Here is a 14,024-nt window from a genome sequence, read left to right as displayed (position 1 = left end):
CGTACTGCGCGGTCGGCCGGCGTCAATGCGTCGGCGCCGGTGTCTTTTCAACCCGTCTCGATCCGGCGCCATCGCCTGCGCGCGACGGCTCGTATCGTCGTGCGGCGCAAGCCGCGCCGCCGGCCCGATGTTCAGTTCACCCGTGCGTCGATCAGCCGGACGAGCGCGAGCAGCGTCTCGGTATGCGGCACCGCGACGCCCGCTTCGCGCGCGGCCGCGACGACCTTGCCGCTGATCGCGTCGATTTCCGTGCGGCGGCCCGCGAGCACGTCCTGCAGCATCGACGGGCGATGGCCGCGATGCTCGCCGATTGCGTGTTCGACGTTGCGCGCGATGCGTTCACCGTCGACGGCGATTCCGTTCGCGAGGGCGACGGCGGCCGTCTCGGCTGCGATCGCGAGCGCGAGCCGCGGCCCGTCGTGATGGTTGCCGAGCTGGTCGACCGTACAGCCGGTCACCGCGCACAGCGTGTTGAGCGCAGCGTTGAACGCGACCTTCTCCCAGATCGCGGCCCACACGTCGGCGTCGAGCGTGCATGCGAGCCCCGCGCGCGACAGCGCATCGGCCACGGCCGTCGCGAACGGGTGTGCGTGGCCGTCGGCCGTCATCATGCGGATCGTGCCCGCGCCGTGCGAGCGAACGTGCGCGGGCCCCGCGGCGTCGGCCGGCCACGTCGTCACGCCGACCAGGATACGTTCGAGCGGCACGAACGCATTCAGCGTCTCGACGTTGCCGAGCCCGTTCTGCAATGTCAGCACGTGCGTATGCGACGTCAGCAGCGCGCGCACGCCGTCGAGCGCCGCGCGCGTATGCAGCGATTTCGTGAAAACGATCAGCAAGTCGAACGATGCATCGGGCGATGCGGCCGCGTCCGCATTCGCGGCTTCCGGCCGCACGGCCCGCAATCCGCGGATGCGGCGTTCGCCGCGATCGTCGTCGATGCGCAGCCCGTCGCGACGGATCGCATCGAGATGCGCGTCGTTCACGTCGATCAGCGTGACGGCCTCGCCGCTTTCGGCCAGCAGCCCGCCGAACAGCGAGCCCATCGCGCCCGCGCCCAGAATTGCGATTCTCATCGTCGGTGGCCTCGTCAGAACGGATAGTGGCGCGGCGCGGTCTGCACGGTGATCCAGCGCAAATCCGTGAACGCCGCGATGCCGGCCTTGCCGCCAAAATGGCCGAAGCCGCTGTCCTTCACGCCGCCGAACGGCATCTGCGCCTCGTCGTGCACGGTCGGGCCGTTCACGTGGCAGATGCCCGATTCGATGCGTGCCGCGACGCGCATCGCGCGCGCGACGTCGCGGCTGAACACGGCCGACGACAGCCCGAACGCGTTGTCGTTCGCGCAGCGGATCGCCGCAGCCTCGCCGTCGACGCGCACGATGCCCTTCACGGGGCCGAACGATTCTTCCGCATAGATGCGCATCGCCGGCGTCACGCGATCGAGCAGCGTCGCCGGGAACAGCGTGCTGTCGGCCTTGCCGCCGCACAGCAGTGTCGCGCCGTGCGCGAGCGCATCGTCGATCAGCGCGTTGCAGCGCTCGACGGCCTTCATGTCGATCAGCGAGCCGAGCACGACGGGGCCGTTGCGCGGGTCGCCGAGCGGCAGCGACGCGGCCTTGTCGGCAAGCTTCGCAACGAACGCATCGGCAATCGACGCGTCGACGACGATCCGCTCGGTCGACATGCAGATCTGCCCGGAATTCGCGAACGCGCCGAACGCGGCGGCCGCGACCGCCGCGTCGAGATCGGCATCGTCGAGCACGACGAACGGCGCCTTGCCGCCAAGCTCCAGCACCGACGGCTTCAGGTGGCGCGCGCATGCTTCGGCGACGATCCTGCCGACGCGCGTCGAGCCGGTAAAATTCACGCGGCGCACGGCCGGATGCGCGATCAATGCGTCGACGACGGCACCCGCATCGTCGGGCGCATTCGTCACGAAGTTGACGACGCCCGGCGGCAATCCAGCCTCCTGCAGCGCCTCGACGATCAGCCCGTGCGTGACGGGACACAGCTCCGAGCCCTTCAGCACGACCGTGTTGCCGCACGCGAGCGGTAGCGCGAGCGCGCGCGTCGCGAGGATCACCGGCGCGTTCCACGGCGCGATGCCGAGCACCACGCCGGCCGGTTGCCGCACGCCCATCGCGAGCGACCCGGGCACGTCGGACGGAATCAGTTCGCCGCCGACCTGTGTGGTCAGCGATGCGGCCTCGACTAGCCCGCTCACGGCAAGGTGCACGTTGAAGCCGGCCCACAGCGCGGATGCGCCCGTCTCGGCCGCCATCGCGGCGACGAACTGTTCATGCTTCGCTTCGAGCGCGGCGGCCGCCTTCAGCAGCAGCGCGCGGCGCGAGCCGGGGCCGAGCGCGGCCCATTCGGGAAAGGCGCGCGCGGCCGCGTCGGCCGCCGCACGCGCATCGTCGACGGTGCACGCGGGCGCCTCGGACGCGATTTCGCCGTCGAGCGGGTTGCGGCGCACGAAGGTCGCGCCGCTGGATGAGTGGCGGCGTTCGCCGCCGATCAGCATCGATACGGTTTGCATGGAGTCTCCGGAAAGACGCGCGTCGCGCGTCAGGCAATCTCGACTTCGACGACGACCGGCGTCGCGGCATGCAGCGCGTCGGTCAGCGTGTCGCGCAGGCGCGCCGCATCGGCGACCCGCACGCCGCGGCAGCCCATCCCTTCGGCGAGCGCGACGAAATCCAGGTCGGGCAGATCGGTGCCCTGCACGGGATCGCCGGGGCCAAAGCCGAATACCGGCGCGAAATCCTGCAGCGCCGCGTAGCGCCGGTTGTTCAGGATCACGAACGTGATCGGCAATTTCAGCTGCGCGGCGCTCCACAGTGCCTGGATCGAATACAGGCTCGACCCGTCGCCGATCAGCCCGATCACGCGCCGGCCCGGCTGCGCGAGCGCGACGCCGACGGCCGCCGGCATCCCGTAGCCAAGCCCGCCGCTGTCCATCGTGTAGAACGTGCCGCTGCGCGTGAACGGCAGGTGTTCCTGCATCACGGGCCGCGCGCTCGGCGCTTCCTCGACGACGATGTCCTGTGCGTCGCGCACGTCGGCGAGCGTCTGCAGCGCGAACGCGGCCGACATGCGCTCGCTGGCGGCCGGTGCGTCGACGCGCGCGCGCGGCGGGCGCGGCGCGGGCATCGGCCGCTCGGGAGGCGCCGGCCGTGCCAGCAGGTCGCGCGCCGCGAGCCGCAGGTTGCCGACGACCGCGTCGCCCGACGGCGTCCACGCGGCAACGCCCGGATCGTCGACGAGCTGGACGAGTGCCGCACCCGGCGGCACGTGCGGGCCGGAGCCTTCGATGTGGTAGGTAAATGCAGGCGCGCCGAACGCGAACACGAGATCGTGCCCGTCGAGCCGCGCGACGATCTTCTCGCGGATCGCGGGCAAGAAGCCGGCGAATAGCGGATGATCCTCGGGGAAGCTGCAGCGCCCCGACATCGGCGCGACGTATACGCGCGCACGGTGCCGCTCCGCGAGCCGCACGACGTCGTCCCACGCACCGGCGCGATCGACGGCCGCGCCGACCACGAACGCGGGACGCCGCGCGGCGTCGAGCGCGTCGCCGAGCCGCGCGAGCGCGTCGGGATCGGGCCGCACGACGCTGCTGACGTCGCGCCGCGGCAGCAGCTCGGCCGGCTGGTCCCAATCGTCGACCGGGATCGACACGAACACGGGCCCGCGCGGCTCCTGCATCGCGATGCGGTAAGCCCGCGCGATCGCGGCCGGCACGTCCTGCGCACGCGCGGGCTCGATGCTCCATTTCACGTATGGCTTCGGCAGTTCGGCGGCCTGCGTCGCGCCGAGGAACGGGTCGAACGGCAAGATCGCGCGCGCCTGCTGGCCTGCGGTGACGATCAGCGGCGTGCGGTTCCTGAACGCGGTAAAGAGATTGCCCATCGCGTTGCCGACGCCCGCCGCCGAATGCAGGTTGACGACCGCCGCATTGCCGGTGGCCTGCGCATGGCCGTCGGCCATCCCGACCACGACGGCCTCGTGCAAGCCGAGCACGTAGCGGAAATCGGCCGGGAAGTCGCGAAACATCGGCAGCTCGGTCGAACCGGGATTGCCGAACACGCGGTCGATGCCGAACTGGCGAAGCAGGTCGATGACCGCATCGCGAACGGTGATCGATGCGGCGGATGGGGGCAAATGGCCGGACATGCTCGGCGCTCCTCGATGGCTTGGCGGTTTCCACAGTATCGAAGCGCAAGCCATTCTCGGATACTGTATTTTTTGCGATAAGCCATTACATTCCGGCATGACTTTCGATCTCCGACAATTGCGCGCCTTCACGACGATCGTCGCGTGCGGCAGCCTCGGCCGCGCGGCCGATGCGCTGCACGTCACGCAACCGGCGCTGAGCCGGATCCTGAAGCGGCTCGAGGACCAGGTCGGCGCGCCGTTGTTCGAGCGCCATTCGAAGGGCGTGCAGCTCACCGCGTTCGGCGACGCGCTGCTGCCGCACGCGACGCTGCTGCAGCACGAGGCCGAGCACGCGCGCGAGGAACTCGACGCAATGCGCGGGTTCGCGAAGGGCACGATCAAGGTCGGCACGGTGGGCAGCATCGCGAGCCTCGTGCTGCCGGTCGCGGTCGGCCGCGTGCTCGACCGCTGGCCGAACCTGCGCGTCGAGATCCTCGAAGGCGTGTGGGACCGCCTCGCCGACGGATTGAACAAGCACGAGATCGATCTCGCGCTGTCCGCGCACGGGCCCGACACCGACGAGATCGTCGCGATTCCCGAGTGCCGCTGGGAAGATCGCAGCCATATCGTTGCGGCGCCGCACCATCCGCTGCGCACGCTCGGCCGCGCGCCGACGCTCGTCGACACGCTGCACGCGCGCTGGGCGATTCCGCCGCGCGGCACCGCACCGTTCGACCACATGCGCGCGACCTTCGACGCACACGGGCTCGCGCTGCCCGACATCGCGGTCGAAACGCGCTCGGTCACGACGCTGAAGAGCCTCGTCGCGCATGCCGGTTTCCTGAGCTGGATGGCCGAGCCGATGTACGGCGCCGAGCAGGCCGCCGGCACGATCGACACGCTGCCGGTGCAGGAGGTCGTCGCAGTGCGCACGCTCACCGCGTTCCGGCGTCGCCACGGGATCCTGCCGGGGCCGGCCGGCAAGCTGCTCGACGAACTCGTCGCGCTCACGCGCGAAGGGCGCTGACACCCGTTCCCTACCGGCCGCCTGTTCGCGCCCCTTCGCCTCCGTTCCCGCGCCACCCGCGCGCCGCCGCAGCGCACCATCGAAATGCCGTCTCCCCGCCTTGACTTTCGCTCGCCCGAATACGATCATTCGCTCGCATGAAGAGCAAATGATCTAGTCGACAGGAAAGACTGGCACGAACAGGAGACACCGGATGAGCGAATCGCCCACCGCCCGCGCGCCCGTGCTGCTGCACATCGGCGCGGGCTCGTTTCACCGCGCGCACCAGGCGTGGTATCTGCATCGCGTGAACGCGGCCGTGCCGGCCGACGAACGCTGGTCGCTGACCGTCGGCAACATCCGCGACGACATGCGCGCGACGATGGTCGCGCTCGCCGCGCAGCACGGCGAATACACGCTCGAAACCGTCACGCCGCAAGGCGAGCGCGCGTACGAGACGATCCGCGCGATCACGCGCGTGCTGCCCTGGTCGATCGACCTCGCCGCGCTGATCGACGCCGGCGCCGATCCGGCCTGCCGGATCGTGTCGTTCACCGTCACCGAAGGCGGCTACTACCTCGACGAACACAACCGGCTCGACGTCGCGAACGCCGATCTCGCGGCCGACCTGCAGGGCGCGCGCACGACGCTGTACGGCGCGCTCGCGGCGCTGCTCGCCGAACGCATGCAGCGCGGCGCGGGCCCGCTCACGCTGCAGAGCTGCGACAACCTGCGCAACAACGGCGCGCGCTTTCGCGCGGGCATGCGCGAATTCCTCGAACGGCGCGGGGCAGCCGACCTGCTCGCGTGGTTCGACGCGAACGTCGCGACGCCGAGCGCGATGGTCGACCGCATCACGCCGCGCCCGACCGCCGACGTGCGCGAACGCGTGCTGGCGGCCACCGGCATCGACGACGCATGCCCGGTGATGGGCGAATCGTTCATCCAGTGGGTGATCGAGGACCGCTTCGCGGCCGGCCGGCCGCGCTGGGAGCTGGCCGGCGCGGAACTCGTCGACGACGTGCACCCGTACGAGGAAGCGAAGATCCGCATCCTCAACGCGACGCACAGCTGCATCGCGTGGGCCGGCACGCTCGCGGGCTACACGTATATCCACGAAGGCACGCACGACGCGGCGATCCGCCGCTTCGCGCACGACTACGTGACGCAGGACGTGATCCCTTGCCTCACCCCGAGCCCGCTCGATCTCGCGCGCTACCGCGACGTCGTGCTCGAGCGCTTCGGCAACCCGTACGTGCTCGACACGAACCAGCGCGTCGCGGCCGACGGCTTCTCGAAGATCCCCGGCTTCATCGCGCCGACGCTCGTCGAATCGTTCGCGCGCGGCGGCGCGGCGCCGGTCGCCACCGCCGTGCTGCCCGCGCTGTTCCTGCGCTTTCTTGAACGCTGGGCGCGCGGCACGCTGCCGTACGCGTACCAGGACGGCGTGATGGACGAAAGCGCCGCACGCGCGATCGTCGACGCCGACGACCCGGCCGTCGCGCTGTGCGCGAGCCGCCCGCTGTGGGGCTCGCTCGCGGGCAACGCCGCGCTGTTCGAGGCGCTGCGCGCCGCGCTCGCCCGCGTCGACGCATGGCTCGCGCAGCGCTGACGCGCGCCAGCCGGCGCCCGGCCGCGCGGCCGGGCAAACCCGCTTGGCACATGCCGTGCGGCACGGCTAAAGTAGCGGCTCCTCTCTGACGGAACGGATCGCTCATGTATCTCGGCATCGACCTCGGCACCTCGGAAGTGAAGGTGCTGCTGCTCGCCCCGGACGGTGCGGTCGTCGGCACCGCCGGCTCGCCGTTCACCGTGTCGCGGCCGCATCCGCGCTGGGCCGAACAGCATCCGGACGACTGGTGGCAAGGCACGCTCGCCGCGCTCGCGGCGCTGCGCGAACGGCATCCGCAAGCGTTCGCGCAGGTGCGCGGCATCGGCCTGTCTGGCCAGATGCACGGCGCCGTGCTGCTCGGCCGCGACGACCGCCTACTGCGCCCCGCGATCCTGTGGAACGACATGCGCAGCGCCGACGAATGCGCGCTGCTCACCGAACGCGCGCCCGATCTCCACGCCCTCGCCGGCAATCTCGCGATGCCGGGTTTCACCGCGCCGAAACTGCTGTGGGTCGCGAAGCACGAACCCGACGTGTTCGCGGCAACCGCATGCGTGCTGATGCCGAAGGACTACCTGCGATTCCGGCTGACCGGCGCGAAGGTGTCCGACCCGTCGGACGCGGCCGGCACGCTGTGGCTAGACGTCGCGCGCCGCGACTGGTCCGACGCGCTGCTCGCCGCGTGCGGGATGACACGCGACCAGATGCCGCGCATCGTCGAGGGCAATGCGCCGTCCGGCACGCTGCGCGCCGATGTCGCGCGCGAGCTCGGGCTGTCGGAGGCCGTCGTGGTGGCGGGCGGCGGCGGCGACAATGCGACGAGCGCACTCGGCATCGGCGCGATCCACGCGGGCGACGGCTTCGTGTCGCTCGGCACGTCGGGCGTGCTGAGCGTGGTCGGCGACCGCTTCATGCCGAATCCCGCGTCGGCCGTGCATGCGTTCTGCCATGCGATTCCCGATCGCTGGCAATTGATGAGCGTCGTGCTGTCGGCCGCGAGCTGCCTGCGCTGGGTCTGCAAGCTGACGGGCACCGACGAGCCCGCGCTGCTCGCCGAAGTCGAGGCGCTCGACGCCGACGCGCTCGCGACGGCGCCGCTGTTCCTGCCCTACCTGTCCGGCGAACGCACGCCGCACAACGATCCGTATGCGCAGGGCGTGTTTTTCGGGATGACGCACGCGACCGAACGCGCGCATCTCGGCTACGCAGTGCTCGAAGGCGTGACGCTCGGCCTCGCCGACGGCCTCGACGCGCTGCATGCGGCCGGCGTCGAAACCGACCAGTTGTCGCTGATCGGCGGCGGCGCGCGCAGCGCATTCTGGGCGCAACTGATCGCCGATGCGCTGAACGTGCGCACGCGCCAGATCGGCGGCGGCGAAACGGGCGCCGCGCTCGGCGCGGCGCGGCTCGGCTGGCTGGCCGTCGGCGGCGATCCGCAGACGGTGCTGACCAAGCCGCCGGTGCGCGCCGAATACGCGCCGGACGCGGCCCGCCATGCGTTGCTGCGCGAACGCCTCGACGCGTTCCGCACGCTGTACCGCCACGTGCGCCCGCTGTACGAACCGTCGCGCACGCGGCTCGCGTAAGCCCCGTCGCGGCGGCGCGCACCGACCGTCGGCCGCGCGCAACACATGCGGTACAGTGGATGCCGTCGCGCGGCCCGCCGGCCGGCCCGCGGGGCGGCCCCCAGATCCGAACCGAATCGCTATCGTGTCCAAGTCCTCAGAAAAACTCGATCTCGCCACGCGTGCCGCGTGGCTCTATTACGTCGCGGGCGACACGCAGAACGAAATCGCCGAAAAGCTGCAGGTGTCGCGCCCGGTCGCGCAGCGCCTCGTCGCGTTCGCGGTCGAGAAGAACCTGATCCGCGTGCGCGTCGACCACCAGCTCGCCGACTGTCTCGATCTCGGCGCGCAATTGTCGAAACGCTACGGCCTCGCGATGTGCGAAGTCGTGCCCGTCGATGCCGATGCGCCCGACGCGATCGACCGCAAGCTCGCGGTCGCCGGCGCGCAGGTGATGGAGCGCTATCTGGGCGAGACGCGGCCGATGGTGATCGCCGTCAGCAGCGGCCGGACGCTGAAGGCCGCCGTCGCGCAGATCGCGCAGATCGACCGACCGCAGCACCGGCTCGTATCGATGGTCGGCGCGATCGCGGCCGACGGTTCGTCGAACCGCTACGACGTCGCGCAGTACATCTCGGAGAAAACCGGCAGCAAGCACTTCCTGCTGCCCGCGCCGCTGTTCGCCGACAGCGCCGCGGAACGCGCGCAGTGGTGCAACCACCGGCTGTACCGGATCGTCGAGGCGCTGTCGGGCAAGGCCGACGTCGCGTTCATCGGGATCGGCAACACCGGCCCGCACTGCCCGCTCTACGACGACGGCTTCATCACCGAACAGGAGCTCGACGAGATGACCGCGCTCGGCGCGGTGGCCGAACTGCTCGGCATGCCGATCGACGCGCACGGCAAGCTGATCGACGTGTCGACCAGCGCGCGCGTGACGAGCGTGTCGCTCGCCACGCCGCCGAAGCGCCCGACGATCGCGTTCGCGGGCGGCCCGAAGAAACGCGACGCGGTGATCGCCGCGCTGCGCGGCGGCTGGCTGTCGGGGCTCGTCACCGACGAAACCTGCGCGCGCGCTGCGCTCGACGCGAAGGCGGACTGACGCCGCAGCGGGACGCTCAGGCCGCGCGCGGCGCCGGAAACGCATGCCGGCGCGCACGCCACGCGCCGATCCACGCGGCCGCCAGCAGCGCGACGAGCACCCACGGAATCGCGCCGGCGCCGGTTGCGCCGAGCAGCATCCCGCCCGCGATGCCGCCGCCGGCGATCGCGAGATTCCACACCGTCACGAGCATCGACTGCGCGACGTCGGCAGACTCCCCCGCCGCGTTCGCGGCAGCCGTCTGGAACAGCGTCGGCGCGCCGCCGAACGCGAGCCCCCACAGCGCCACGCCGGCATAGACGATCGCCATCCCCGATCCGGCGCCGAGCATCGCCGCCGCGAGCGCGAACAGCGCGATACTGGCAAGCGTAAGACGCCGTTGCGCGGCACCGATCCACGCGCCCGTCAGCGCGATGCCGACCAGCGACGCGATGCCGAACACCAACAGCACCACATCGACCTGCGCACCCATCCGCACGCCCGCGAGAAACGGCGCGACGTACGTGTACAGCATGTTGTGCGCGAGCACGTACGCGAACATCACGGTCAGCACCGGCCGCACGCCGGGCAGCGTCATCACGCCGAGCACCGGTTCGCGCGCGCCGGCCTGCTGCCCCGGGTAATCGGGCACGCGCCAGCGGATCCAGCCGATCAGCGCGAGCGCCGCGAGCGTGATCAACGCGAACGCGACACGCCAGCCGAGCGCCGCGCCCAGCGCGGTGCCGACCGGAATGCCGATCGACATCGCGACCGGCGCGCCGAGCATCGCGACCGCGATCGCGCGGCCGCGCAGCGACGCGTCGACCATCCGGCTCGCATAGCCGGCCAGCAGCGCCCACAGCAGCCCGGCCGACATGCCCGCGACGAAGCGCGCGGCAAGCGTGAGCGCGTAGTACGGCGATGCGGCGGTCAGCGCATTCGACACGACGAAGCCGGCCAGCGCCGCAAGCAGCAGGCGGCGCCGGCGCATCGCGCGCGTCGCGGCGACGAGCGGAATCGCCGCGACGATCGAGCCGAGCGCATACACGGTCACGAGCTGGCCGATCAGCGCGTCGGGCACGCGCAGGTCGGCGCTCATCAGCGGCAACAGGCCGGCCGGCAATGCCTCGGTGAGGATCGTGATGAAGGCGGCCGTCGCGAGCGCCAGCAGGTTCGCGATCGGCAGGCGCTCGCGCGCCTGCGCGGGCCGGCCGGCAACCCGTTCGGCCATCGACGTCGTGCAGTCGCTCATGCCCGGCTCCCGGTATCGATGCCGTAGACCGCATCGCGCACGTCGGTCACGATGCGCCCGTGCATGCCCTCGTACAGCGTGTTGGTCAGCGCGACGACCGTCAGCCCGGCCGCGCGGTCGACGAACCACGCATGCCCGTACGCGCCGCCCCAGCGCCACGTGCCGACCGACTCCGGCGACTGCGCGGCCGCCGGATCTCGCAGCACCGAAAAGCCGAGCCCGAAACCGAAACCCGGCGCATCCGGCAACTCGTGCGCGCCCGGCTGGATGCGCGCCATCTCGTCGATCCATGCGCGCTCGAGCCAGCCGTCGCGGCCGGTGCGCAGCGCCTCGAGCAGCGTCACGCAATCGCGCGCGGTGCCGACCATCCCTGCGCCGCCCGACGGCCACGCGTCGCGATCGAACACGCGTGCCGGCTCGAAGCGGATGCCGATCGTACCGTCGAATACCGGCACGAGATCGGTGTCCGGCATCCGCCGCGGCGCGCCCGGCGTGCTCACGTAAGGCGTCGCGACGCGCGCGGCGTCGTACGCGACGAACGCGGTGTCGGTCATCCCGAGCGGCGTCGTGACGAGCGCGGCCACCGCCTCGGCGAGCGGCCGGCCGTCGACCGCCTCGATCAGCGCGCCAACCACGTCGGTCGCCAGCGAATAGCCCCACGACGTGCCGGGCGCGAACTGCAGCGGCACGCCGGCGATGCGCCGCACGTTCTCCGCGAGCGAAATGCCCGAACGATCCATCCCGTCGGACACGCCGGCGCGCGCATACGGGCCGTCGCCGTCGGCTTCGAGGAAGCGGTAGCCGAGGCCGGCCGTATGCGACAGCAGATGACGCAACGTAATCGCGGCGGGTGCGCCGTCGGGCAGCGCAGGGCAGAATTCGGGCAACCAGCGCGCGACGGGTTCGTCGAGCGCGATGCGCCCCGCCGCGACCAGCCGCATCGCGGCAGCCGTCACGACCGGCTTCGTGACCGACGCGAGCCGGAACAGCACGTCTTCCCGCATCGGCGTACCGGCTTCGCGATCGGCGAGCCCGACGGCGCGCGCATGGCGGAGCTCGCCGTCGCGCGCGACCAGCACGACCGCGCCGACGATGCGCTCGTCGGCGAGCGCGCGATCGAGCGCGTCGTCGAGCCGGCGGCGCAGCGCGGCGTCCGGTTCGGCACGGGAAACGGTGACAGGCAGGGATGACATGGCGTGACCTCTCGACAGTGAACGAACGTTCATCGTAGGGAGCCGACGCAAGAAGAAAAACCGGGTTAGAGTTCCGGACAATCCGGACGCTGGCGTCCGCAATCGGGAACTTGCATGGAAAATCTCGGCGGTTTCGTCGTGTTCGTTCAGGTCGCGGAAACGCGCAGTTTCGTCGCGGCCGGCCGCGCGCTCGGGCTGTCGGCGTCGGCGATCGGCAAGCGCATCGCGCGGCTCGAGGCGCGCCTGAACGTGCGGCTGTTTCACCGCAGCACGCGCAGCATCACGCTGACGGCCGAAGGCACGCGGTTTCTCGAACGGTGCCGGCGCGTGATCGCCGAGATAGAAGCTGCCGAACAGGAACTGACGCACAGCGCCGAAGCGCCGCGCGGACGCCTGCGCGTGAGCCTGCCGACGATCGGCACGCTGCTGCTGCCGGTGCTCGCCGATTTCATGGCCGAGTACCCGGAAATCGAACTCGATATCGATTTCAGCGACCGGCTCGTCGACGTCGTCGAGGAAGGGTTCGACGCGGTGCTGCGCACTGGCCGGCCGTCGGATTCACGGCTGTCGTCGCGGCTGCTCCGCCATTTCCGCCAGCACCTCGTCGCGTCGCCCGACTACCTCGCCCGGCACGGCACGCCGCGCACACCGGTCGATCTCGCGCTGCACCGCTGCCTGCACTACCGCTTTCCGAGCAGCGGCAAGCTCGAAACCTGGCCGCTGCGCGTGCCGCGCTCGGGCACGCCGCCCGAAGTGCCCGTCTCGATGGTCAGCAACAGTGCGGAAGCGCGCCTGTGCTTCACGCTGCGCGGGCTCGGCATCGCGTGTCTGCCCGAGTTCTTCGTGCGCGACGCGCTCGACGACGGCACGCTGTGCGCGGTGCTCGACGAACACGTCGCGAGTTGCACGCCGATCTACGTGCTGTGGCCGTCGGGCCGCCATCCGACGCCGAAGCTGCGCGCGTTCGTCGACTTCATGGCCGCAAACCTGCGCTTCTGACCGATCACGGCCGTCACGCGGCCTTCGCGTGCACGCCGAGCCGGCGAAACGCCTGCCCGTGCTCGTCGAACAGATGGCAGTGCTCGGCCTGCGCATGCACGTGCAGCGCCTCGCCGGTGCGATACGTGTCGAGCGGCGGAATCCGCGCGATCAGCCCGTCCGGAGCGACCGCCGACTCCGCGTACAGATACGCGGCATCGCCGAGCGACTCGACGGCCATCGTGCGCGCGGCGACGCCCGCAGCCGCCGTGCCTACCAGCAGATGCTCGGGCCGCACGCCGACCGTCACCGCGGCGCCACGCTGCAGCCCGGCCGCTTCGACCGCGACGTACTGCGTCTCGCCACTGTCGAAGCGCACGAGCACACCGCCCGCGTCGACCGATTCGACCGCACCCTTCAGGAAGTTCATCTTCGGCGAACCGATGAAGCCTGCGACGAACAGGTTCGCCGGCGCGTGATACAGCGCGTTCGGCATGCCGACCTGCTGCACCGCGCCGCCCGACAGCACGACGATCTTGTCCGCGAGCGTCATCGCCTCGACCTGGTCGTGCGTCACGTAGATCATCGTCGTCTTCAGTTCGTCGTGCAGCCGCGCGAACTCCAGCCGCATCTTCACGCGCAGCGCGGCGTCGAGGTTCGACAGCGGCTCGTCGAACAGGAACACCTTCGGCTTGCGCGTGATCGCGCGGCCGATCGCGACGCGCTGCCGCTGGCCGCCCGACAGCTGCTTCGGCTTGCGATCGAGCAGATGATCGATGTGCAGGATCTTCGCGGCCTGCTTCACGGCCTGGTCGATCTCCGGCTTCTTCGCGCCCGCGAGCTTGAGGCCGAACGCCATGTTGTCGTACAGCGTCATGTGCGGGTACAGCGCATACGACTGGAACACCATCGCGATGCCGCGCTTCGCGCTCGGCACGTCGTTGACCTTCGCGCCATCGATCAGCAGGTCGCCGCTCGAAATATCCTCGAGGCCCGCGATCATCCGCATCAGCGTGGATTTGCCGCAGCCGCTCGGGCCGACGAACACGACGAATTCGCCGTCGGCGATGTCGAGGTTCACGTTGCGCAGCACTTCGGTTTCGTCGTAGCGCTTCGCGATATTGCGCAGGAGCACGCTTGCCATGATCTGTCTCCGTTCGTTCGTGATGCGCCGCG

11 protein-coding genes are annotated in these 14,024 nt (G+C 70.8%); 5 read left to right on the top strand and 6 right to left on the bottom strand.

Annotated features, from left to right (window positions below; genetic code table 11):
* Positions 1 to 131: 131 nt before the first annotated feature.
* From ACNQQL_RS27725 to mdlC, 3 genes are read right to left on the bottom strand one after another with little or no spacing between them, the layout of a single operon-like run.
* On the bottom strand, positions 132 to 1,076 hold the full coding sequence (locus ACNQQL_RS27725; protein ID WP_347067148.1) for a 2-dehydropantoate 2-reductase: 945 nt from the start codon (positions 1,074 to 1,076) through the stop codon (positions 132 to 134).
* Between the two features lie 14 nt (positions 1,077 to 1,090).
* Positions 1,091 to 2,542: an aldehyde dehydrogenase gene (locus tag ACNQQL_RS27720; RefSeq protein WP_347067146.1), complete on the bottom strand. Its 1,452-nt coding sequence runs from the start codon at positions 2,540 to 2,542 to the stop codon at positions 1,091 to 1,093.
* 29 nt (positions 2,543 to 2,571) lie between these two features.
* On the bottom strand, positions 2,572 to 4,179 hold the full coding sequence (gene mdlC, locus ACNQQL_RS27715) for a benzoylformate decarboxylase (protein ID WP_347067144.1): 1,608 nt from the start codon (positions 4,177 to 4,179) through the stop codon (positions 2,572 to 2,574).
* Positions 4,180 to 4,276: 97 nt separating this feature from the next.
* Between mdlC and ACNQQL_RS27710 the strand changes: the two genes are divergently transcribed.
* The 4 genes from ACNQQL_RS27710 to ACNQQL_RS27695 all read left to right on the top strand — a co-directional run bounded on the left by ACNQQL_RS27710 (position 4,277) and on the right by ACNQQL_RS27695 (position 9,446).
* Positions 4,277 to 5,188, top strand: a complete 912-nt coding sequence (locus ACNQQL_RS27710; protein ID WP_347067142.1) for a LysR family transcriptional regulator — start codon at positions 4,277 to 4,279, stop codon at positions 5,186 to 5,188.
* A gap of 193 nt (positions 5,189 to 5,381) precedes the next feature.
* A complete protein-coding gene (gene dalD / locus ACNQQL_RS27705) occupies positions 5,382 to 6,779 on the top strand; it encodes a D-arabinitol 4-dehydrogenase (protein WP_347067139.1) in 1,398 nt (465 codons plus the stop codon).
* Between the two features lie 104 nt (positions 6,780 to 6,883).
* Positions 6,884 to 8,365, top strand: a complete 1,482-nt coding sequence (gene xylB / locus ACNQQL_RS27700; RefSeq protein WP_347067137.1) for a xylulokinase — start codon at positions 6,884 to 6,886, stop codon at positions 8,363 to 8,365.
* 124 nt (positions 8,366 to 8,489) lie between these two features.
* Positions 8,490 to 9,446 (top strand): sugar-binding transcriptional regulator, encoded by a 957-nt coding sequence (locus ACNQQL_RS27695; protein ID WP_204424317.1) that lies wholly within the window; start codon positions 8,490 to 8,492, stop codon positions 9,444 to 9,446.
* Between the two features lie 16 nt (positions 9,447 to 9,462).
* Here the strand turns inward: ACNQQL_RS27695 and ACNQQL_RS27690 are convergent, their stop codons facing one another.
* A complete protein-coding gene (locus tag ACNQQL_RS27690; protein WP_347067135.1) occupies positions 9,463 to 10,677 on the bottom strand; it encodes an MFS transporter in 1,215 nt (404 codons plus the stop codon).
* Entirely contained in the window at positions 10,674 to 11,870 is a 1,197-nt protein-coding gene (locus ACNQQL_RS27685) for a serine hydrolase domain-containing protein (protein ID WP_347067133.1), read from the bottom strand. Before ACNQQL_RS27685 ends, ACNQQL_RS27690 begins: the two co-directional genes overlap by 4 nt.
* Before the next feature lie 114 nt (positions 11,871 to 11,984).
* On the opposite strand from ACNQQL_RS27685, the gene ACNQQL_RS27680 reads away from it, so the two are divergent.
* Positions 11,985 to 12,869, top strand: a complete 885-nt coding sequence (locus ACNQQL_RS27680) for a LysR family transcriptional regulator (protein ID WP_347067132.1) — start codon at positions 11,985 to 11,987, stop codon at positions 12,867 to 12,869.
* A gap of 13 nt (positions 12,870 to 12,882) precedes the next feature.
* Here the strand turns inward: ACNQQL_RS27680 and ACNQQL_RS27675 are convergent, their stop codons facing one another.
* Positions 12,883 to 13,992: a sn-glycerol-3-phosphate ABC transporter ATP-binding protein UgpC gene (locus tag ACNQQL_RS27675; RefSeq protein WP_347067130.1), complete on the bottom strand. Its 1,110-nt coding sequence runs from the start codon at positions 13,990 to 13,992 to the stop codon at positions 12,883 to 12,885.
* Positions 13,993 to 14,024: the final 32 nt, after the last annotated feature.

The organism is Burkholderia sp. LFS061, from assembly GCF_047978125.1.
Classification (GTDB): Bacteria; Pseudomonadota; Gammaproteobacteria; order Burkholderiales; family Burkholderiaceae; genus Burkholderia; species Burkholderia pyrrocinia_C.
This window is presented reverse-complemented; position numbering and strand designations above follow the sequence as displayed.

What these genes read in the sequence shown, in the direction of transcription:
- ACNQQL_RS27685 (WP_347067133.1), bottom strand. Translation starts at nt 11,870, where the DNA reads ATGTCATCCCTGCCTGTCACCGTTTCCCGTGCCGAACCGGACGCCGCG.
- ACNQQL_RS27690 (WP_347067135.1), bottom strand. Translation starts at nt 10,677, where the DNA reads ATGAGCGACTGCACGACGTCGATGGCCGAACGGGTTGCCGGCCGGCCC.
- mdlC (WP_347067144.1), bottom strand. Translation starts at nt 4,179, where the DNA reads ATGTCCGGCCATTTGCCCCCATCCGCCGCATCGATCACCGTTCGCGAT.
- ACNQQL_RS27720 (WP_347067146.1), bottom strand. Translation starts at nt 2,542, where the DNA reads ATGCAAACCGTATCGATGCTGATCGGCGGCGAACGCCGCCACTCATCC.
- dalD (WP_347067139.1), top strand. Translation starts at nt 5,382, where the DNA reads ATGAGCGAATCGCCCACCGCCCGCGCGCCCGTGCTGCTGCACATCGGC.
- ACNQQL_RS27710 (WP_347067142.1), top strand. Translation starts at nt 4,277, where the DNA reads ATGACTTTCGATCTCCGACAATTGCGCGCCTTCACGACGATCGTCGCG.
- ACNQQL_RS27675 (WP_347067130.1), bottom strand. Translation starts at nt 13,992, where the DNA reads ATGGCAAGCGTGCTCCTGCGCAATATCGCGAAGCGCTACGACGAAACC.
- ACNQQL_RS27680 (WP_347067132.1), top strand. Translation starts at nt 11,985, where the DNA reads ATGGAAAATCTCGGCGGTTTCGTCGTGTTCGTTCAGGTCGCGGAAACG.
- ACNQQL_RS27725 (WP_347067148.1), bottom strand. Translation starts at nt 1,076, where the DNA reads ATGAGAATCGCAATTCTGGGCGCGGGCGCGATGGGCTCGCTGTTCGGC.
- xylB (WP_347067137.1), top strand. Translation starts at nt 6,884, where the DNA reads ATGTATCTCGGCATCGACCTCGGCACCTCGGAAGTGAAGGTGCTGCTG.